Genomic DNA, 19,592 nt, shown 5'->3' with positions numbered 1-19,592 from the left:
GGTGCGCGACGGACGGGAGGCGCGGTGCGGGCCCGCCCCGCGCCTCCCGTCCGGGTGGGGCTCAGTCGAGGAGCGACGCGACGTGTGCGACCGCGAGGCGGTAGCCGTCGGCGCCCGCGCCGGCGATGACCGCCGTCGCGGCGGTCGCGACGTGGTCCACGTGCCGGAACGGTTCGCGCTTCCACGTGTTCGACAGGTGCACCTCGACGACGGGGACCGTCAGGGCCTCGACGGCGTCGTGCAGCGCCACGGAGGTGTGCGCGTACGCGGCCGGGTTGACGACGACCCCGACGAAGTCGTCGAGCGCCTCGTGCAGCCACTCGACGAGCACGCCCTCGTGGTTCGTCTGCCGGAAGTCCGCCTCGAGGTCGTGCACCGCGGCCTCGGTGTGCACGATCGCCTCGATCTCGGCGAGGGTGACGGTGCCGTACTGGGCCGGGTCACGCCGCCCGAGCACGTCGAGGTTCGGTCCGTTGAGGACCAGGATCCGCCGGGGGCGCGTCGTGGTGTCGGTGACCGGATCGCTCATGGGCAGATCCTAGCGAGCGGGACGGGCACCGCGGCCGGTCGAGCTCGGTTGACCGGGTGCCCGTGCACGTCTAGCATTGACATGTCGGTCGGGTGCTGCTCGGCTGGAAGTGATCCCCGGATGTCCTGCAGCAAGCGCGGGCCCGGGGATTCGTCGTTGAGGGCCGATGTCCGCCGTGGACCGGCCGTACCGGGCCGGAACGGTTGCGCCGACGGGGGAGTCGGGCCAGGTTGATCCTGACGAAAGGACCACCCGTGGACCAGATGGTGTTCATCAACCTCCCCGTCGCCGACCTCGACCGCTCGAAGGCGTTCTACGAGGCGCTCGGCTACTCGATCAACCCGGACTTCACCGACGAGACCGCGGCCTGCGTCGTCGTCAGCGACACCGTGTACGTGATGATCCTCACGCACGCGAAGTTCCGGGAGTTCACCGACAAGACGATCGCCGACCGCGGATCGATCGAGGTGATCAACTCGCTCAGCGCGGCGTCGAAGGACGAGGTGCACCGCATCGTCGACGCCGCGGTGATGGCGGGCGGCGACGAGGACCGGCCCGAGACCGACCTCGGCTTCATGTACCAGCGCAGCTTCACCGACCCGGACGGCCACCGCTGGGAGTACGTCTGGATGGACCAGGACGTGATGCGGGTCGGACCGCCGACCGAGTAGCGACCGCTCCGGGCGGCGACGCCCGACCGCGCAACAGGCGGTGACGCCCGACCGAGCACCGGGCCGGGGCTCCCGACCGTGCACCGGGCGGCGACGCCTGACCGTGCGACGCGCGTCGGACGTACCCGCGAGGATGGGACCGTGAGCACCTCGGACGACAGCGCCCCCGCCAGCATCCCCTCGGGCCTCGTCGTCGGTGCGGACGGACTGGCTCGCCCGGTGTGGGCCGCGACGGACCCGCTGCTCCGGGACTACTACGACACCGAGTGGGGCGTGCCCGTGCGCGACGAGCGGGGCGTGTTCGAGCGCCTGTCCCTCGAGGCGTTCCAGTCCGGACTGTCCTGGCGCACGATCCTGGCGAAGCGTCCGGCGTTCCGGGCGGCCTTCGCGGACTTCGACCCGGACACCGTCGCCGCGTTCGGGGACGACGACGTCGAACGCCTGATGGGCGACGCCGGCATCGTGCGGAACCGGGCGAAGATCACGGCGACGATCACGAACGCGAACGCCACGGTGGCCCTCCGCGCCGACGGCGGTCTCGCGGACCTCGTCTGGTCCTTCCGCCCCGACACCACGCCGGCGCCGCGGACGATCGACGAGGTGCCGACGACGAGCGCGGAGTCGACGGCGCTGTCGAAGGCGCTGCGGAAGCGCGGGTTCGCCTTCGTCGGGCCGACCACGATGCACGCCCTCATGGAGGCGCTCGGCATCGTCGACACGCACCTGGTCGGTAGCCACCGACGCGGGACCTCCGGCGTCTGGTCCTGACACCCGACACCGCCGCGGACCCCGCAGCAGCGAGCGCCGCCGCGGCAGCACCCCGACGACGGACCGCCTCAGGCCAGCGGCAGCTGCATCTGCGTCGCGGTGACGCGGTAGCCGAGCTGCGCGTACAGGTCCTGCGCGCCCGTGTTGTAGCCGAAGACGTTCAGCCCGATGCTCGTCGCCCCGTGCTCCGCCGCGACGCGCTGCGCGGCCTCGAGCGCCCGGCGCGCGTGCCCGCGGCGTCGGTACGGCTCGTCGATCTCCACGTCGAAGACCCACCACTCGGACCCGCCGACCGTGAAGGGGCCGATCCACAGGAACCCGACGACCTCGTCCTGCTCGTCGACGACGTCCCACACGAAGTGCTCCGGCAGCGGTGTGCCGTCCGGGAACCACTGCTCGGTGGACCGCTGGGCGTTCGCCTCGGCCCGCTCGCGCGACTCCCCGGCGCGCATCCGCGACGCGACGTACTCGGTCATCGTCCGGTCGAGCCAGCCCGGCAGCCGGTCGGCCGGCATCGGGACGAGTCGCGTCTCGGTCACCGGTTGCCCTTGGATCCGCGTTTCGGCTTCCCGTTCCCGAGGCGCTGCGTGCCCGGACGGCCGCCGCCGCGGGGCTTCCGCGCACCCTTGCCGCCGGCCTTGCCGCCGCCGGTCTGCTTCGCGCTGGCCTTGCCGCCGCCGGAACCGCTGCTCGAACCGGCGCGCCCGCCGGAACCGGCGCGGCCACCGGGCGCCGAGCCGGCCCCGCCGTCGGACCGGCTGTCCGCCCCGGCCGCAGCGTCGTCGTCGACGCGGGACGCGCCTCCCGGCCGGTCCTGGTCGGAGCGCGAGCTGTTCGCGGTCCGCCCACGGACCACGCCGATGAACTCGTCCGTCGTCTCCGAGGCGTCCGCGTCCCGCCAGACGAGCGCGACGCGCGTCCCGGCGGCGCCGTCGAGGGGCCGCGAGACCAGGTCCTTGCGGCTGGCGGCGCGGAAGAGCGACTGGGGGAGCACGACGACCCCGACGTTCGCCTCGACCAGGTCGAGCGCCGCGGCGACGTCCGCGGGGACGGGGCCCGCGTCGACGACGTGCACGTCGGCGAGGTCGGCGTCGGTGACGACGTCGCCCTCGGCGAGCGGGGAGTCCTTCGGCATCGCGACGACGGCGGTCTCGGTCCAGAGCGGGATGGCGTTGAGGTGCGCGCCGACGGGCATCCGGGCGAAGGCCATGTCGGCGTCGCCGGTGAGTGCGTCGTCGACCTCGTCGTGCCCGATGGGGCGCAGGCCGAGGGCTGCGTCCGGGTGGCGTTCCCGCCAGACCCGGACCCACTTCGCGGGGGAGACCCCCGGGACGAAGGCGATGGTGAGTGCCGCGGTCATGCAACCGAGCTTAGGGGCCGTACCCTGGTCCTCATGGCGCAGGAACAGACGATGAAGCCCGAGACGGCTGCGAAGAAGCTCGGCATCCTGCTGACGGCGGCCCCGGAGTCGTTCCAGGCGGAGCCCGTCACGCGCACCGCCTTCGACGAGCTCCGCACCGCGCCGCCGGCGTGGCTCGAGGACCTCCGCCGCGACGGCCCGCACCCGCGCCCGGTCGTCGCGCAGAAGCTCGGCATCTCGATCTCGGGCCTCACGCGCGCCGGCGTCGACGAACCGCTGACCACCGCCGAGATCAAGGCGCTGCTGCAGGAGATGCCCGAGTGGCTCGTGCGCGAGCGCGCCACCCAGGCCGAGGTGCACGCCGAGAACGCCCGTGTGAAGCAGCAGCGCGCCGACAAGGCCGCGGCGCGCGCCGAGCAGGACTGACCGTCCGGCTCCAGCCGCACCGGACCCACCGCCCGACATGACCGCCGTGCACGAGACCGTCGCCGACGCGATGCTCGTCGTGCCGCAGTTCGCGTCGGTGTGCTGCATCGTCGGGGACCGCTACCGCCCGCGTCCGGGCGTGATCGTGCCCGCGACGGTGATGCTCGTCGCGATGGTGCTGCCGGTCGCGCACGCCGGTGCCGCGTGGACGATCCTCGCCGCGACCGTGCTCCTGCTCCTGGCCCCGCTGCCGGTGATACGCCGACGTCGACCGGACGGCCGCCGCGCCGAGCCGATGGACGTGCACCGCGCGCTCTCGGCGGTCGTCATGTCCGGGATGCTCCTGATGGGCCACGCGAGCGGTCTCGCCGACGGTCACGCCGGGCACGGGATCGCGTTGACGGCGGTCCTCGGCGCCGGCGTGGTCGGCTACTGCGCCTTCAGCGGCTGGCTGCTCCGCCACGAGTGGGCCCGTGAGGACCGTCGCGCGGTGCGCAGCGGCGAGGTCTTCGCGATGACCGTCGCGGTCGTCGGCATGACGCTCGCCATGTGACGGAGCGGGTCCGGCGCGGCCGGGTCCGCTACGCGGCGCACGTCGCGCGTCGCACGGGCAGCGGCCGGGAGGCGCGGCGCACCCCCGGCGGTCGGCCCGCGCTGGGCGGACGGCGCGGCCCGCGGTACCGTCGGTGCGTGTCCGACCGCCCAGCCCGCCGTGCCACCCCCGCTCCGCGACTCGACGAGGTCGACGAGCGCATCCTCTGGACCCTGGCCGCCGACGCCCGGATCCCGAACAACCGGTTGGCGGCCGAGGTCGGCGTCGCACCGTCGACCTGCCTCACCCGGGTCCGTGCGCTCGAGGACGCCGGGCTGATCCGGGGCTACCGCGCGGACGTCGACGTCGCCGGGCTCGGGTTCGCGATCGAGGCGATGGTCTCCGTGCGGGTGCACGCCGCCGCCCGGCACGAGCTCCGGGACTTCGCGAAGCGCCTGCTCCGGGTGCCCGTCGTGCAGGACGTGTCGTTCCTCGCGGGCGACAAGGACTTCCTCGTGCACATCGCCTGCACGTCGACCGAGCAGCTCCGGGACTTCGTGGCCGACGAGCTCAGCGGCGACCCGGCGGTGGCCACGACCCAGACGAACATCGTGTTCGAGCGACTCGTGGCCGACCGGGCCACGCAGGGCCGCTCGTTCGACGAGCTCCGGCGCTGGCGGGCCTGACCCCGGCACGGGTGCACCCGCGCCGAGGTGACGGGGGAGGCGGCTAGCGCGTGCGGGTCATCGGGACGTGCGGGATCGCGTCCTCGACGAAGTCGTCCCCGGAGCGCACGAAACCGAACCGGCCGTACCACCGCTCGAGGTGCGCCTGCGCGTGGATCGCGATCGAGCCCGACCGCGACTCGGCGATCGCGGCCTCCATGAGCCGGGCACCGAGGCCCTGCCCACGCGCGTGCCGGGCCGTGGCGACCCGGCCGATCCGCTCGGTGCCGTCCGGTTCGCGGAGCAGGCGGAGGGTGGCGTCGACCGACCCCTGACCGGCCCAGAACTGCAGCGTGCCGGGCTCGAGGTCGCGGCCGTCGATGTCGCCGTAGGCGCACTCCTGCTCGACGACGAAGACGTCCTGACGCAGACGGAGGACCTCGTGCAGCGTGACGACGTCGAGGTTGCGGGTCGGGGCGTTGAAGATCGAGACCACGTCCGGCCTTTCTTGAAGATTGCTCCGAAAAGGGGTGCATTCCGGAGTGGACCGGCGTACGGTACCGGTCAACCACTCTACGTGCGCAGCCGAGATCAGGAGGTGAGCGCATGGACCAGCCGTTGCGCGACCCCTGGCGCGCGATGCTCCGGTACGTCCTCGCGGGCGTCGGCGTCGCCGCGGCCCTCGTGCTGCTCTCGCTCGTGCTCGGTGCCCGTCCGGCCTCCGCCGAGGGCGTCCAGCAGCGCAGCCTGGTCGGCGGACTCGTGCAGGGCGTGACCGGCACGGTGGGCTCCACCGTGGACCAGGTCGTCGCGCCGGTCCGCTCGGTGGTGCCCGCGGCGGCACCGGCTCCCGCTGCTCCGGCACCCGCTCCCGCTGCTCCGGCCCCGGTGCGAGCCCCGGCTCCCGCGGCCCCGGCCCCGGTGCGAGCCCCTGCTCCCGCGGCTCCGGCCCCGGTCAGCGCCCCGGCGCCCGCTGCCCCGGCCCCCGCAGCCCACGCTCCGGCCGCTGCGACGCCGTCGTCGAGCACGCCCGCTGCGGCACCGGCGACGCCGGCCGCCCCGGTGGCCGGTGCTCCGGCCGCACCCGCGCGACCGGTGGCCGACCTGGTCGGCGGCCTGACGGGGTCGGTGGCGACCACCCCGACCACGGCGGCCGACGCGGACGGCGCAGGCACCGCCTCCCGGCCGCTCACCGACACCGTGGTCGGCGTCCTCACGCCCGTCACCGGGACCGTGCAGGCCATCACCGACGCGCGCCCCACCGCGGCGGTGGTCGAGGCGATCGACGGCCTGCTCGGCGTCCTGCCGGTCACCGGGGACCTGCTCGGTGACGACACGCTCGGCACGGTCACGCGCCCCGTCACGGGCGTCACCGACGACCTGCTGGGCGGCGTCGGGAGCACCGTCGGCACGCTGCCCGGCACGGTCGGCACGGTCGTGTCGCCCGTCGAGGGCGCGCTCCCGATCGGCCCCCTGCCCGTCCCGACCCTGCCCGTCCCGACCCTGCCGACAACGCCGGTGCTGCCGGGAGGCACGACCCCCGTCACCGGGACCGCGCCGGCCCCGGAGGGTGGCGGCACCACCCCGCTCGGCGCGCGTCCGTCGGACGGTGCGCCGCAGGACCTCGGTCCCGTCGGCGCCGCGTCGAACGCGGTCGCGACCCCGGCTGGGTCCGCCGCCGCCGTCTCGCCGGTCCGTGACCGGCAGGCCCGTGTCGCGGCCGCCGGGTCCTCCGGCACCGAGCAGCCGCTGTCCGCCACCCTCGGCGGCCACGCACTGCTCGTCCCCGCGGACGGCGACCGGGACGGCGCACTGCCGACCGGGACCGGCTCCACCGGTACGACCGGTGGCAGCACCTCCGGCTCCGCGGGCAGCGCCCCGGCCGGTGTGGACGGCACCACGGGCACCCAGTTCTCCCTCGCCGCGGGGTCTCGCGGCACGCTCACCGACGACGCGGTCCCCGCATCGGTCGTCGGTGACCACGACGTCGCTCCTGACTGAGGTCGGTGCGCCTGTCCGTCTCGGCAGGCATCGCACCCGTCGACCGTGACCGCGGTCGACGTCAGATCTCGATCAGGGAGTGAACGACCATGAACAAGCACGTCTGCAGAGGGCTCTGGTTCGCCCTCTTCGTCGGTGGCCTCACGATCGGAGGGGCAGCGGCAGCGAACGCCGCCACGACCTCCGGCGCCGACGGAATCGTCTCCGGCACCCAGGTCGCGCCGCACGTCGACGCACCGGTGTCCGTCACCGGGAACGCCCTCGGGGTGCTCGGCGACGCCGTCTCCGCGGCGGTACCCGCTGCTCCGGCTCCGGCCCCGGCAACCGCGCCGGCTCCGGCACCTGCACCTGCTCCGTCCACCTCGGGGGCCGGAGGCGTCGCGTCCGGCACCCAGGTGGTCCCGGAGGTGACGGCACCCGTCCAGGCAGCCGGCAACGCGGTGGCCGTCGGCGGCGACGCCGTCGCGACGACCGCACCGGCGGCGGCGGCGCCTGCTCCGGCTCCGGCAGCTCCGGCGTCTGCGGCGCCTGCTGCTCCGGCTCGGGCGACCACCTCCGGTCAGGACGGCGTCCTGTCCGGCACCCAGGTCGTCGGTGACGTCACCGCACCGGTGACGGCGACCGGCAACGCGGTCGGTGTCCTCGGCGACGCCGAGGCCACCTCGGCACCGGCTCCGTCGACGCCCGCGACCACGCCCGCGGCGACCGGCACCGCGCCGACCACCTCGGGCGCGGACGGCACTGCCTCCGGCACGCAGATCGCGCCGGTGCTGTCCGTCCCGGTCACGGTGACGGGCAACGGCATCGGGCTGCTCGGTGACGGCACCGCGACGGGGACGACCCCGACCGCGGGTGCCGGTACCGGGACCCCGGCTGCCGGTGGGTCGACCTCGGGTTCGGACGGCATCGCTTCGGGCACGCAGGTGTCCCCGGTGGTGAGCGTCCCGATCACGATCGGCGGCAACGGCATCGGGCTGCTCGGTGACGGCACCGCGACCGGCACCACTCCCGCGACGGGCACGACCCCTGCTACCGGCACGGGTGCCCCCGCTGCTGGTGGAACGACCTCAGGCTCGGACGGCATCGGTTCGGGCACGCAGGTCATCCCGGTGATCGACGTCCCCGTGACCGTCGGCGGGAACGGCATCGGCGTCATCGGTGACGGCACCGCGACCGGCGCCACCCCGACCACGGGTTCCGGCACCGGCACCCCGACGACCGGCGGGTCGACCTCGGGTTCGGGCGGCATCGGTTCGGGCACGCAGGTCATCCCGGTGATCGGCGTCCCCGTGACCGTCGGCGGGAACGGCATCGGCGTGATCGGTGACGGCACCGCGACCGGCACCACCCCGACCACGGGTTCCGGCACCGGGACCCCGGCGACCGGTGGCTCGACCTCGGGCTCGGGCGGCATCGGTTCGGGCACGCAGATCATCCCGGTGATCAGCATCCCCGTCACCATCGGCGGCAACGGCGTCGGCATCGTCGGCGACGGCACGAGCACCACGCCGGGCACGGGCACGAACCCGGGCACCGGCACGAACCCGGGCACCGGGACGAACCCCGGCACCGGCACGAACCCCGGCACCGGGACCGACCCGGGCACCGGCACGAACCCCGGCACCGGCACGAACCCCGGCACCGGGACCGACCCGGGCACCGGCACGAACCCCGGCACCGGGACCAACCCCGGCACGGGCACGAACCCGGGCACCACGCCCGTGGTGACCACGGTCCCGACGGCGACCACCGTCCCGACCGCAGCCGGCACCGCCGAGGTGACCACCGCCTCCCGGACGACCGCGTCCACCACGGTGGCCGCCGCGACCACGGCGACCACCCGCGGCGACCAGCCGCAGCTCGCGTACACCGGGGCCGCGTCGCAGACGCTGCCCGTCGGGATCGCCCTGCTGCTCCTGCTCGCGGGTGCGGCGGCGATGGTCCTGCGCAAGCGGCTCGCCTGACAGCACGGGTCGGAGGGGCGTCGCACGCGGCGCCCCTCCGACCCGTGCCCGGCGTCCGTCGTGTCTTGGTGGCGACAGAGCGTTCCCTGGGAGCGCTCGGTGTCGAACCTGTGCGCAGTGGAAGCGGTTCCCGGCCGTACAGGAAGTCGTGCGCGCCACGATGAACGGGTGCTCCACGAACTCCTGCGCATCCCGATCACGGGTCGGTCGCTCCTCGTCCCCGTCTACGTCGTCGCCGCCGTCCTCACGGCCTGGGTCCTCGTCGGCCCGGCGCGCGAGCGACACCGCGGACGCCGACTCGCGATCCGGGCCGGTGCCGGGGTCGTGGGTGCGGTCGTCGGCCTGGTCGCGGTCTGGTGGACCGGTGACGTGCAGGACCTGTTCGGTGTGGCCTTCACCCCGATCACGAGGATGTGGATCGCCTTCGCGTTCGCCGGGGTGGCGCTCCTGATCGCGGTGCTCGTGCAGGGCGGATGGCGACGTCGGGGCCTCGCACTGGTCGCCGGCGTCGCGGTCGTCCTGTCCGCGGCGCTCGGCGTGAACGTCGACTTCGGCTTCTACAAGAACGTCGAGCAGGCCGTCGCGACCAGCCCCTACCGGACGGTGAAGCTGCCGGTCGAGCACACGACGGCGTCGACCGACCTCGCCGACTGGCACGCACCGGCCGGCATGCCCCGCAGCGGTGAGACCCTGAGCGTCGCCATCCCCGGCACGGTCTCGCACTTCCGGGCCCGCAGGGCCGTGGTCTGGCTGCCGCCGGCCGCCCGCGTCGCGAACCCGCCGAAGCTGCCCGTGATCATCGCGTTCTCCGGGCAGCCCGGCCAGCCCGCCGACCTGTTCCAGACCGGCGACATGGGGCAGTTCCTCGACCACTACGCGGCACAGCACGACGGCCTCGGCCCGATCGTGGTCTCGCCCGACCAGCTCGGCGCACCGAACCGGAACCCGATGTGCCTCGACTCGCGCCGACTGGGCCGGAGCGCCACGTACGTCACGACCGACACGGTGAACTGGATCCAGGCGCACCTGCCCGTCGAGAGCGGCCCCGCGCACTGGGGTGTCGCCGGCTTCTCGGAGGGTGCGACCTGCGCGATGCAGTTCAGCGCGTCCCGCCCCGACCTGTTCGGCACCACCCTCGCGATCTCGAGCGAGCTCGGCCCGAAGAACGGCAGCCTGCAGCAGACCATCGCCCTCGGCTTCGGCGGGGACGCGGCCGCCTACCGCGCCGCGATGCCGGTCGCCGAGATGGCCGCGCACGCGCCGTACCGTGACCACCTGACGGTGTTCGGCTACGGTCAGGACGACGCCCCGTACACGGCGTCGACCGGACTGCTCCGAGCGGCAGCGGAACGTGCCGGGATGCAGACGAGCACCATCGTCTCGCCCGGCTCCGCCCACGACTGGAACACGGTGCGGTACGTGCTCGCGCACGGACTGCCGCCGGTGCTCGCGCACCTCGGTCTCCCCGCGACGGAGGGCGCACTGTGACCACGGACGAGACGACGACGACGTCGCCCCAGGCCTCGACCCCGACCCCGTCGGCCCCGCCGCCCCGCGAGCCGGGCCGCTTCGCGACCGCTGCGTCGACCGCCTGGACGGCGACGGTGCGGGCGCTGCGGCGTCGACCGGTGACCGCGGTGGTCGTGGTGCTCGTCCTGGTGACGTCGATCGTCGGCATCGCCCTGCGCGTCTCGCACGGCGTCGAGCCGACGCACTTCGGCCCGCTCCGGGTCTTCGCGGCGTCGACCGGTGTGCTCGCCCTCGTCGCGACCGTCGCCGGCGTCGTGGTGCTGCTCGGCGCCTCCGAACGGCTGATGGGGTCGTGGCGCACCGCGATCGCGTTCGTCGTGACGGCCGTGGTCGGGACCGGGCTCGGCGCACTCGTGGCGCTCCTCGACCCCGACGGTCGCCCCGTCGGTTCGCTGCTGCTCGGTCGGGCGACGAGCTTCGACCCGTGGACCGCCCTGGTCGGCACGATCGTCACCGCGAGCGCCTTCGCCGGTCCGCTCTGGCGACGACGCATCCGGGTCAACGCGTTCGCCGTGGTCGCCGCGCTGCTGCTCTACGCCGGGCACGTCTCCGACCTGTACGCCGCGTGCGCCGCCCTCGTGGGCTGGGGCCTCGGCACCCTGCTCCGCAGCGGCCCCGCACGCATCGGGTGGGTCCGCAGCTCGCACCGCGAGACCCGGGTCCTGCTCGGCACGGTCGTGCTCGTGTCCGCGGTCGGCCCGGTCATCGCCCTGGTGTCCCGCGCCCGCGTGGGCCTGCTCGCGCCGCTCGCGGCCGTCGTCGGCGCCGGGCCGGTCACCCCGGTGCGCGGCTGCCACGCCGACGGTGCGGTCGACACGTGCCTGCGCGGCCTGCTGAACTACCGCGCGACCGACCCGTGGACGCTCGTCCTCGCGGCCGCACCGCTGCTCGTCCTGGTGGTCGGCGGCCTCGGGCTCATGCGCGGGAGCCGGTTCGCGGTGTGGCTCGTCGTCGCGGTCGAGCTCGTCACGGGCATCGCCGCCGCGGTCACCTACAGCGCGGTGCCCGGCCGGGTGCAGCAGCTGCACGGCTCGGAGAACCAGGTCGTGGTCGACCTGTCGATCGCTGCCTCCATCGTCGTGCCGCTCGCGACCGCGCTCGTGCTCGTCGTGCTGCGCCGGTCCTTCACGGTGCTGCCGTCGCGTCGGCGGGTGGCGACGTTCGGCGTCGTCGTGCTCGCAGCCGCGGCGGTCATCATCGTGCTCGTCCTCGTCACCGCCGCGTCGTCGCCGCAGCGCGTGGCCGACCCGCTCCGCCTGGTCGTGGCGGTGCTCGGACCGCTGTCGCCCGTGACGTTCTGGGACCGTCTGCCGGCGATGGACCCGGCGCTCCGGTTCCTGCTCGGCGTGTCCGGCCCGGCGCTCTGGACGGTCATCGCCCTCGCCGCGATCCGTCCGACCGGGGCCGCTCCGCACGCCCTCGACACCGACGTCGTCGGCCGTGACCGCGCTCGCGCCCGGGCGCTGCTCGAGGCCGCGGGCGGGGACACGTTCGGCTGGATGACGACCTGGCAGGGGAACGCCTACTGGTTCGCCGAGGACGGTCGCGCGGGCGTCGCGTACCGCCGCACCGGCCGGGTCGCGGTCACCGTCGGGGGACCCTTCGGCTGGCCGGACGCCCGCGACCGCGCGATGACCGCGTTCGCGCGGTACTGCGACGACAACGGCTGGACGGCCGCCTACTACGGCATCGAGGCCGACGCGGCCGCGCACCTCGTCGAGCAGGGCTGGGCGACGCTCCCGGTCGCCGAGGACGCCGACCTCGACCCCCGCACGTGGACCACGACCGGCAAGAAGAAGCAGGACGTCCGCACCTCGGTGAACAAGGCGAAGCGCGAGGGCATCACGGCCCTGTGGTCGTCGTGGCAGGACCTGCCCGTCGCCACGACCCGGCAGATCGAGGCGATCTCCGAGGAGTGGGTGTCGGAGCGCGAACTGCCGGAGATGGGCTTCACGCTCGGCGGCGTCGACGAGATGCGCGACCCCGCCGTGCGCACGCTCGTCGCGCTCGACGCCGAGGGCACGGTCCTGGGCGTGACGAGCTGGCTCCCCACCTTCCGCGAGGGCCGCGTGGTCGGCTGGACGCTCGACGTGATGCGTCGCACGGCCGCCGCACCGAACGGTGTCATGGAGTTCCTCGTCGCGAGCGCCGCCGAGCAGATGCGCCAGGACGGCGTCGAGCGGCTCAGCCTGTCGGCGGCACCGCTCGCCTCGTCGTCGGACGCGCCGCCCGCGAGCGAGGGCGTGCAGAGCCTGCTCGACCTGGTCGGCGGGGTGCTCGAGCCGGTCTACGGGTTCCGGTCGCTGCTGCGGTTCAAGGCGAAGTTCGGCCCGGACCTGCACCCGCTCGTGCTGGCGTACCCGGACCCGGTCGCGCTGCCCGCGATCGGGATCGCGGTGGTCCGCGCATACCTCCCCGACCTGTCGGTGCGGCAGGCGGTCGCGTTGGTCCGCGGCCGCTGACGCGGTGACGGACGGGAGGCACGTGGCGGCGCCGCCACGGGCCTCCCGTCCGTCACGTGGGACCCGGCGCCGGTGGCGGACGGCGCCACCGGACCAGGCAGCCGACCAGGCAGCGGACCGGTCACCGGTCCCGCTGCCGCACACGCTGCCGGACACGTCTCCGGTCCGTGGCGCCGCGTGACGCGGTCCCGGCACCCGTGCCGGTGGGGTGGGGTATCGTCGGGTCCACGCAAGCGCTCCGGGGTCGGTGCAATTCCGAACCGGTGGTGACAGTCCACGAGCTGAGGACGGGTGCACACCCGACCGATGTTGACCCGGCGGAACTCCGGGACCGACGGTGAGAGTCCGGACGGGAGGAAGCGCTGGCGGCCAGGACGATCCGTCGTCCCGACCGCCGCTGCCGACGTCCGTCGCGCACACCCGGAGTCCCGTTGAGAGGACACCAGTGTTCACCGGCATCATCGAGGAACTCGGCACCGTCACCGCCGTCGAGCAGCACGGCGACTCCGTCGCGCTCACCGTCCGCGGCCCGATCGTGGTCGCCGACGCACGGCACGGCGACTCCATCGCCACGAGCGGCGTCTGCCTGACCGTGGTCGAGCAGACCGAGGACACCTTCACCGCCTTCGTCATGCGTCAGACGCTCGACATGAGCGCACACGGGTCGCTCGCCGTTGGGGACCGGCTGAACCTCGAGCGTGCCGCGTCGGTGGGGGACCGCCTCGGCGGCCACATCGTGCAGGGGCACGTCGACGGCACCGCGACCGTCCTGTCGACCAGCGACGGTGACGGCTGGCGCCGGGTCCGGTTCTCGCTCGCGCCCGACCTCAGCCCGCTCGTGGTCGACAAGGGCTCGGTCGCGATCGACGGCGTCTCGCTCACCGTCAGCGCCGTCTCCAGCGAGGACACCGACCCCGCCGACGCGTGGTTCGAGGTCAGCCTCATCCCCGAGACACTCACCGCCACGACCCTCGGTGCGCGCGTCCCCGGCGACCGGGTGAACATCGAGACCGACGTGCTCGCCCGGCACGTGCGCCGGATGCTGCGGCTCGACGCCGCCACGGTGCCCGTCCTGGAGGCACGGTGAGCGCCGTCGACGCCGCGCACGTCGAGCGCGTGGTGCCGTCGACCCCGGTGGCGGGTCCGGTGGGGTCGTCCGTCGGTGGCACGGTGTCGGGGCTGTCCTCGGTCGAGGACGCCGTCGCGGCGATCGCGGCCGGCCGCCCGGTGATCGTGGCCGACGACGAACACCGCGAGAACGAGGGCGACGTCGTCCTCGCCGCCGAGCTCGCGTCGCCCGAGTGGATCGCGTGGACCGTGGCGCACTCCTCCGGGTTCATCTGCGCCCCGGTCAGTGCGGCGATCGCCGACGCGCTCGACCTGCCGCCGATGGTCGCGCGCAACGAGGACGTCCGCGGCACCGCGTACACCGTGACCGTCGACGCGGCCGTCGGGGTCACCACCGGCATCAGCGCGCACGACCGAGCACGGACCCTGCGGGTGCTCGCCGACCCCGCGTCGGTCCGCGACGACCTGCACCGTCCGGGGCACGTCGTCCCGCTGCGGGCACGACCCGGCGGCGTCCGCGAGCGCGCCGGGCACACCGAAGCAGCGATCGAGCTCGTCACCGCGGCCGGGCTCCGGCCCGCAGCGGCGATCTGCGAGATCGTCGGCGAGGACGGCGACATGATGCGCCTGCCGGGCCTCGTCGCACTCGGGGCACGCGAGGGCGTGCCCGTCATCACCATCGCCGCACTCGTCGACTGGCTCGACGCGGCAGACCGGGCGGCGGCAGCGTCCGCGCCCCAGGAGGGAACCACACGATGAGCGGAGCCGGAGCAGCCGAGCGCGACCACGTCGACGGGACGGGGGTGCGCGTGGCGATCGTCGCCGGGCAGTGGCACGAGACCATCGCGGGCGGCCTGCTCGCGGGGGCGCAGCGCGAGGTGCAGCGCCTCGGGGCCACCGCGCAGGTCGTCCCCGTGCCGGGCAGCTTCGAGCTGCCGGTCGTCGCGAAGGCCGCGCTCGAGGCCGGGTTCGACGCGGTCGTCGCCCTCGGGGTGATCATCCGCGGCGGCACCCCGCACTTCGAGTACGTGTCCGACGCCGCCACGAGCGGACTCACCCGCGTCGCGATCGAGACCGGCAAGCCCGTCGGCTTCGGCGTGCTCACCCTCGACGACGAGCAGCAGGGCATCGACCGCGCCGGGCTGCCCGGGTCGAAGGAGGACAAGGGCGCCGAGGCGGCGCACGCCGCGATCGCGACGGCCCTGTCGCTGCGGAGCCTGCGCGAGATCGCGGGCTGACGCCGGCGCGGCGGTCGCCCCGGGCGCGCCGCGCGGTTCCACGCGGCCGCCGTTGCGGGAGCCGTGGCGCCGCGCACAACGAGAAGCACCTCGCACCACGGAATCCCGTGGTGCGAGGTGCTTCTCGTTGTGCAGCGCGCATCGAGCGCTCCGCCGCGGCGATCGGCGCCGGCACCCACCGGACGCAGAACGGCCCCGCACCACCGGTGCGGGGCCGTTCCGTCGAGCGCTGGGGTCAGCGCTTGCCGAACACGTGGATCGGCAGGAAGAACGAGAGCGACATCAGGATCAGTCCGCCCATGAAGACGAACGCCTGACCGGACTCCACCTGGAAGGCGAAACCGAACAGGTACATCGATGCCAGCAGCAGCAGGATCGAGAAGAAAGCGGCGATGACGCGGCCCACGGTGGTACCTCCGGTTCGAGCGGGTGGATCGTGCCCAGTCTATCCCCAGGTGGGGCGACGGCGGTCCACCCCGACGCCGGAGCGCCGGATCACGCGCCGGGACGGGTGGCGACGAGCCGGTCGACGACGGCGAGCAGCGCCTCCATGTCGACCGAGCCGCGGTTCGGTCGGACCTCGTCGACGGTGACGGCACCGAGCGAGGCCTGGTGGTAGAGCCCGTCGCCGAGCAGCTTCACGGCCTGTGCCGTCGGCACGTCGTGCAGGGCGTCGACGAGGGCTTCGAGCCACGCGTTCTCGGTGTCGTCCAGGGTGCGCCCGGCCTCCTCGTAGCCCGCCTGCTGCAACCGGCTGGCCGCGAGCAGGACGAGGTCGAGCTCGCTCCCGACGTACAGGCAGTTGCGGACGAAGTACCGCGCTGCGCCGTCCTCGGCCTCGCGCATGTGCTCGACGTCGATCGCGGAGAGGTCGGACAGCCGCTCGCACAGCCCCTCGACCAGGGCGGCCTTCGAACCGAAGTGGTAGAGCAGTCCGCCCTTGGACACCCCGGCCCGGGCGGCGACGGCGTCGAGGGTCGCCGGACGCTCGCCCTCCTCGCACACGATGGCGACGAAGCTGTCCAGGACACGGTCACGGGCGCTTGCCATGCGCTCGAGTCTAGGGACCCGTCCGGACCCCGGCGACCGATCGGTTCCGTGAACGTTCACGAACGCCTTGTCGGGGCACTCGGGCGCCGGTAGCGTCGCGGTGACCGGATGGTCCACCACAAGAACAGGAACCGCATGTCAGCGCAGACCGCGACCCCCTCGTCCACCCCGCCCACCGGGTCCGACCGCCCCGGGTGGGCGGTGCTCGGACCGGGCTCGATCGCCCGCCGGTTCCTGTCCCAGCTGCCGACGAGCACGGGTGTCCTGGTCGCCGCGGGGAGCTCCTCGGCCGAACGGGCGCAGCGCTTCGCCGACGAGGCCGCCGAGCACGGGTTCGCCGACGTCCGCGCCGGCAGCTACGAGGACGTCCTCGCCGACGAGCGCGTCGACGCCGTGTACGTCGCGACCGTCCACACCGGTCACGCCGACCTCGTCGTCCGCGCCCTCGAGGCGGGCAAGGCCGTGCTGTGCGAGAAGCCCCTCGCCCCGAACCACGGCACCGCGATGGCCCTCGTCGACGCCGCACGCCAGGCCGGTCTCCCGCTCGTCGAGGCCTTCATGTACCGCTTCCACCCGCAGACCGCGGCGCTGCTCGACCTCGTCCGCACGGGTGCGATCGGCGACGTCGTGCACGTCGACGCGTCCTTCGCGTTCCGCGCCGCGGAGCGCACCGGGCGGCTGTACGACCCCGCGACCGCGGGCGGCGGCATCCTCGACGTCGGCGGGTACCCGGTGACGATGGCCGCCGCGGTCGTGCAGGCCGCCACCGGTGTCCCCGTCGCGGAGCCCGTCGACCTCACCGCGACCGGCACCCTCGGCCCGACGGGCGTCGACGAGTGGACCGTGGCGCACCTGACCTACCGCACCGGCATCACCGCGAGCGTCCGCACCGGCGTGCGCCTGCAGGACGACAACACGGTGACCGTGCACGGCAGCCGCGGACGGATCGTCCTCACCGACCCGTGGACGCTCTCGGACGACCCCACCATCACGGTGCACACCGTCGACGAGGAGCCGCGCACGCTGTCGTCCACCGGCGAGCACCCCTACGCCCACGAGGCCGACGCCACCGTCGCCGCCCTCCGGTCCGGAGCGGTCGAGGCGCCGCAGATGACCCACGACGAGACCCTGGCGACCGCCCGCACGCTGGACCGCTGGCGTGCGGCGATCGGTCTGCGCTACCCGTTCGAGGCCGAGACCGCCGACATCCCCACGGTCGGCGGCCGCCCCCTGCGTGTCCGCGCCGACGCCCCCATGCAGTACGGCACGCTGCCCGGTATCGACAAGCGTGTCTCGCGGCTCGTGATGGGCGTCGACAACCAGCCGGACCTGGCGCACGCCAGCGCACTGTTCGACATGTTCGTCGAGCAGGGCGGGACCGTCTTCGACACCGGCTACATCTACGGCGGCGGCGTCCTCGAGGGCAGGCTCGGCACGTGGATCCAGAACCGCGGCATCCGCGACGACGTGGTGGTCATCACGAAGGGCGCGCACACCCCGTACTGCGACCCGGAGTCGCTGAGCCGCCAGCTCCTCGAGAGCCTCGAGCGGCAGGGCACCGACCACGCGGACGTCTACATGATGCACCGCGACAACGAGGACGTGCCGGTGGGGGAGTTCGTCGACGTCCTCGACGAGCACCGCCGCGCCGGCCGCATCCGGGTGTACGGCGGCTCGAACTGGAGCCTCGCCCGCTTCGACGAGGCGAACGCCTACGCAGCGGCGAACGGCAAGCACGGGTTCGAGGTCCTCAGCAACCACTTCGGCCTCGCCGAGGCGTACGACGTGCCGTGGGAGGGCTGCCGGCACGTCACCGACGCGGCGTCGAAGCAGTGGCTCGAGGAACGCCAGGTCCCGCTGCTGCCGTGGTCGTCGCAGGCCCGCGGGTTCTTCACCGGCCGCGCGACCCCGGAGGACACCAGCGATGCCGAGCTCGTCCGCTGCTACTACTCCGACGCGAACTTCGAGCGCCTGCGCCGTGCCCGGGAGCTCGGCGAGCAGCACGGCGTGCCCGCGACGGCGATCGCCCTGGCCTACGTGCTCCACCAGCCGTTCCCGACGTTCCCGCTGTTCGGACCGCGCACCATCGCCGAGGCACGGTCCTCGATGACGGGCATGTTGGTGGAGCTCAGCCCGGAGCAGGTCGCCTGGCTCGACCTGCGTGCCTGACGGCACGGCCGACCCGACGACGGTGACGCGCACCCCGCCGCCCGACGCGGGCGCGACCTCCCCGGCCGCGTCCGCGTCGCCGCGCGCCACGATCCACGACGTCGCGGCAGCCGCCGGGGTGTCCCGCCAGACGGTCACCCGCGCCGTCAACGGCATGTACGGCATCAGCGCCGCGACGAAGGAGCGGGTCCTCGCCGCGGCGGCCGCGCTCGACTACCGCCCGTCGCGGTTCGGCCGCGGCCTCGTCACCGGGGGTGACCGGCAGCTCGGGCTCGTGGTGAACGACCTCCGCAACCCCTACTCGCCGGAGCTCGCCGCCGCCGTCCTCGGCCTCGCCGCCGCCCGCGGGTGGAACGTCATGCTCGCCGACGTCGGGCTCTCCGGGGACGAGGACCGCGCGGTCCGGGCGCTCGGCGCGCAGACCGACGTCGTGATCGGGTACCTCGGCTCCCGAGCAGCGGAGTGGATCGGCCACCTCGGATCGGTCCCGGTCGTCGAGCTCGACCCCGCCGGCGAGGTCCTCCGCGCGGCCGTCCGCCTCGACGCGTCCGCCGCGGTCGAGGACCTCGCGGACCACCTCGTCGCGTCCGGCGTCCGGCACCCGGTCATCGTCGACGCGTCGCACGACGCACGCCCGAGCAGCCGCGGGCGGCTCATGCTCGACGCCCTGCGCCGACGGGGACGCCACCCCGAGATCGCGATCGCCGACGCCGCGACCGCGGAGCACGGCGCGGCGATGGCGGCCCGTGCGCTCGAACGCTTCCCCGGCGTCGACGCGGTGCTCGCCTTCAACGACGTGATGGCCCTCGGCGTGCTCGCCGCGTGCCGACGCGCGGGGGTCGACGTGCCGGGCACGGTCCGCGTCGTCGGGGTCGACGGACTCACGGCCGGCACCCTGGTCGCCCCGACGCTCACGACGCTCGCGGTCGACCTCGCAGCCGTCGCACGCGAGGCCGTCGACCTCGCCCTCGGCATGCTCGCCGGTGACCTGCCGCGCTCCGGCGCGGCGGTGCAACGCACCGTCCGGCACCGGCTGCTGGTGCGCGAGTCCGCCTGACCGGCCACGGCCCGGAAGGTGCCCACGAGGCGGCCGGGAGGCGCGGTGCACGGCCGGCACGCGCCTCCCGGCCGTCGATCGGTTGCATTTGCAACTAACACC

General features: G+C 74.4%; 20 protein-coding genes and 1 riboswitch. Of the genes, 14 read left to right on the top strand and 6 right to left on the bottom strand.

Annotated features, from left to right (window positions below; all coding sequences use genetic code 11):
• Positions 1-61: 61 nt before the first annotated feature.
• Entirely contained in the window at positions 62-529 is a 468-nt protein-coding gene (gene aroQ, locus QOL15_RS11820; protein ID WP_065964943.1) for a type II 3-dehydroquinate dehydratase, read from the bottom strand.
• Positions 530-792: 263 nt separating this feature from the next.
• Here aroQ and QOL15_RS11815 point away from each other — a divergent pair, with 263 nt between their 5' ends.
• Both QOL15_RS11815 and QOL15_RS11810 read left to right on the top strand, forming a co-directional pair.
• Entirely contained in the window at positions 793-1,200 is a 408-nt protein-coding gene (locus QOL15_RS11815; protein WP_253181730.1) for a VOC family protein, read from the top strand.
• Positions 1,201-1,341: 141 nt separating this feature from the next.
• Complete coding sequence (locus QOL15_RS11810) at positions 1,342-1,968, top strand: DNA-3-methyladenine glycosylase I (RefSeq protein WP_065964939.1); 627 nt, start codon at positions 1,342-1,344, stop codon at positions 1,966-1,968.
• 68 nt (positions 1,969-2,036) lie between these two features.
• Here QOL15_RS11810 and QOL15_RS11805 read toward each other — a convergent pair whose 3' ends face one another.
• Positions 2,037-2,507 carry a GNAT family N-acetyltransferase gene (locus QOL15_RS11805; RefSeq protein WP_083393826.1) on the bottom strand — a complete coding sequence of 157 codons (471 nt, stop codon included), beginning with the start codon at positions 2,505-2,507 and terminating at the stop codon, positions 2,037-2,039.
• Positions 2,504-3,328: a LysR family transcriptional regulator substrate-binding protein gene (locus QOL15_RS11800; protein ID WP_071245641.1), complete on the bottom strand. Its 825-nt coding sequence runs from the start codon at positions 3,326-3,328 to the stop codon at positions 2,504-2,506. The genes QOL15_RS11805 and QOL15_RS11800 overlap by 4 nt, the downstream gene beginning before the upstream one ends.
• 33 nt (positions 3,329-3,361) lie before the next feature.
• Between QOL15_RS11800 and QOL15_RS11795 the strand changes: the two genes are divergently transcribed.
• The 3 genes from QOL15_RS11795 (at position 3,362) to QOL15_RS11785 (ending at position 4,972) form a co-directional block, all read left to right on the top strand.
• The gene (locus QOL15_RS11795; RefSeq protein WP_071245643.1) at positions 3,362-3,754 is read left to right on the top strand and encodes a DUF5997 family protein; all 393 of its coding nucleotides are present in this window, start codon (positions 3,362-3,364) and stop codon (positions 3,752-3,754) included.
• 37 nt (positions 3,755-3,791) lie between these two features.
• Positions 3,792-4,307, top strand: a complete 516-nt coding sequence (locus tag QOL15_RS11790) for a hypothetical protein (protein ID WP_071245645.1) — start codon at positions 3,792-3,794, stop codon at positions 4,305-4,307.
• Positions 4,308-4,444: 137 nt separating this feature from the next.
• Positions 4,445-4,972 carry an Lrp/AsnC family transcriptional regulator gene (locus tag QOL15_RS11785; protein ID WP_065964927.1) on the top strand — a complete coding sequence of 176 codons (528 nt, stop codon included), beginning with the start codon at positions 4,445-4,447 and terminating at the stop codon, positions 4,970-4,972.
• 43 nt (positions 4,973-5,015) lie between these two features.
• On the opposite strand, the gene QOL15_RS11780 is transcribed toward QOL15_RS11785, so the two are convergent.
• A complete protein-coding gene (locus QOL15_RS11780) occupies positions 5,016-5,447 on the bottom strand; it encodes a GNAT family N-acetyltransferase (RefSeq protein ID WP_071245647.1) in 432 nt (143 codons plus the stop codon).
• Between the two features lie 110 nt (positions 5,448-5,557).
• On the opposite strand from QOL15_RS11780, the gene QOL15_RS11775 reads away from it, so the two are divergent.
• From QOL15_RS11775 to ribH, 7 genes are all read left to right on the top strand, one after another.
• On the top strand, positions 5,558-6,952 hold the full coding sequence (locus tag QOL15_RS11775; RefSeq protein ID WP_071284363.1) for a hypothetical protein: 1,395 nt from the start codon (positions 5,558-5,560) through the stop codon (positions 6,950-6,952).
• Between the two features lie 89 nt (positions 6,953-7,041).
• Positions 7,042-8,916: a cell wall anchor protein gene (locus tag QOL15_RS11770; protein ID WP_305404480.1), complete on the top strand. Its 1,875-nt coding sequence runs from the start codon at positions 7,042-7,044 to the stop codon at positions 8,914-8,916.
• A gap of 168 nt (positions 8,917-9,084) precedes the next feature.
• Positions 9,085-10,404, top strand: a complete 1,320-nt coding sequence (locus QOL15_RS11765) for an esterase family protein (protein ID WP_254780304.1) — start codon at positions 9,085-9,087, stop codon at positions 10,402-10,404.
• Complete coding sequence (locus QOL15_RS11760) at positions 10,401-12,908, top strand: bifunctional lysylphosphatidylglycerol flippase/synthetase MprF (RefSeq protein ID WP_083393827.1); 2,508 nt, start codon at positions 10,401-10,403, stop codon at positions 12,906-12,908. Before QOL15_RS11765 ends, QOL15_RS11760 begins: the two co-directional genes overlap by 4 nt.
• A 231-nt stretch (positions 12,909-13,139) precedes the next feature.
• Positions 13,140-13,273: riboswitch (FMN riboswitch) on the top strand.
• An 80-nt stretch (positions 13,274-13,353) separates the two neighbouring features.
• Positions 13,354-13,995: a riboflavin synthase gene (locus QOL15_RS11755; RefSeq protein WP_065964370.1), complete on the top strand. Its 642-nt coding sequence runs from the start codon at positions 13,354-13,356 to the stop codon at positions 13,993-13,995.
• Positions 13,992-14,735 carry a 3,4-dihydroxy-2-butanone-4-phosphate synthase gene (gene ribB, locus QOL15_RS11750; RefSeq protein ID WP_065964372.1) on the top strand — a complete coding sequence of 248 codons (744 nt, stop codon included), beginning with the start codon at positions 13,992-13,994 and terminating at the stop codon, positions 14,733-14,735. Before QOL15_RS11755 ends, ribB begins: the two co-directional genes overlap by 4 nt.
• Positions 14,732-15,214, top strand: coding sequence for a 6,7-dimethyl-8-ribityllumazine synthase (gene ribH / locus QOL15_RS11745; protein ID WP_065964375.1), 483 nt, complete (start codon positions 14,732-14,734; stop codon positions 15,212-15,214). The genes ribB and ribH overlap by 4 nt, the downstream gene beginning before the upstream one ends.
• Positions 15,215-15,449: 235 nt before the next feature.
• On the opposite strand, the gene QOL15_RS11740 is transcribed toward ribH, so the two are convergent.
• Both QOL15_RS11740 and QOL15_RS11735 read right to left on the bottom strand, forming a co-directional pair.
• Positions 15,450-15,620, bottom strand: coding sequence for a hypothetical protein (locus QOL15_RS11740; protein ID WP_171898823.1), 171 nt, complete (start codon positions 15,618-15,620; stop codon positions 15,450-15,452).
• A gap of 89 nt (positions 15,621-15,709) precedes the next feature.
• On the bottom strand, positions 15,710-16,264 hold the full coding sequence (locus QOL15_RS11735; protein WP_065964377.1) for a TetR/AcrR family transcriptional regulator: 555 nt from the start codon (positions 16,262-16,264) through the stop codon (positions 15,710-15,712).
• Between the two features lie 135 nt (positions 16,265-16,399).
• On the opposite strand from QOL15_RS11735, the gene QOL15_RS11730 reads away from it, so the two are divergent.
• The gene (locus tag QOL15_RS11730; protein ID WP_071245756.1) at positions 16,400-18,433 is read left to right on the top strand and encodes an aldo/keto reductase; all 2,034 of its coding nucleotides are present in this window, start codon (positions 16,400-16,402) and stop codon (positions 18,431-18,433) included.
• Positions 18,426-19,490 (top strand): LacI family DNA-binding transcriptional regulator, encoded by a 1,065-nt coding sequence (locus tag QOL15_RS11725; RefSeq protein ID WP_254784072.1) that lies wholly within the window; start codon positions 18,426-18,428, stop codon positions 19,488-19,490. Before QOL15_RS11730 ends, QOL15_RS11725 begins: the two co-directional genes overlap by 8 nt.
• The last annotated feature ends 102 nt before the right edge of the window (positions 19,491-19,592 follow it).

The organism is Curtobacterium sp. MCBA15_012 (assembly GCF_001864935.2).
Lineage (GTDB): Bacteria > Actinomycetota > Actinomycetes > Actinomycetales > Microbacteriaceae > Curtobacterium.
This window is presented reverse-complemented; position numbering and strand designations above follow the sequence as displayed.

Bases quoted from the DNA above. Each gene is read 5' to 3' on its own strand.
- QOL15_RS11730 (WP_071245756.1), top strand. From the start codon at position 16,400: ATGTCAGCGCAGACCGCGACCCCCTCGTCCACCCCGCCCACCGGGTCC.
- QOL15_RS11795 (WP_071245643.1), top strand. From the start codon at position 3,362: ATGGCGCAGGAACAGACGATGAAGCCCGAGACGGCTGCGAAGAAGCTC.
- QOL15_RS11800 (WP_071245641.1), bottom strand. From the start codon at position 3,328: ATGACCGCGGCACTCACCATCGCCTTCGTCCCGGGGGTCTCCCCCGCG.
- QOL15_RS11790 (WP_071245645.1), top strand. From the start codon at position 3,792: ATGACCGCCGTGCACGAGACCGTCGCCGACGCGATGCTCGTCGTGCCG.
- QOL15_RS11815 (WP_253181730.1), top strand. From the start codon at position 793: ATGGTGTTCATCAACCTCCCCGTCGCCGACCTCGACCGCTCGAAGGCG.
- QOL15_RS11775 (WP_071284363.1), top strand. From the start codon at position 5,558: ATGGACCAGCCGTTGCGCGACCCCTGGCGCGCGATGCTCCGGTACGTC.
- QOL15_RS11735 (WP_065964377.1), bottom strand. From the start codon at position 16,264: ATGGCAAGCGCCCGTGACCGTGTCCTGGACAGCTTCGTCGCCATCGTG.
- QOL15_RS11770 (WP_305404480.1), top strand. From the start codon at position 7,042: ATGAACAAGCACGTCTGCAGAGGGCTCTGGTTCGCCCTCTTCGTCGGT.
- ribH (WP_065964375.1), top strand. From the start codon at position 14,732: ATGAGCGGAGCCGGAGCAGCCGAGCGCGACCACGTCGACGGGACGGGG.
- aroQ (WP_065964943.1), bottom strand. From the start codon at position 529: ATGAGCGATCCGGTCACCGACACCACGACGCGCCCCCGGCGGATCCTG.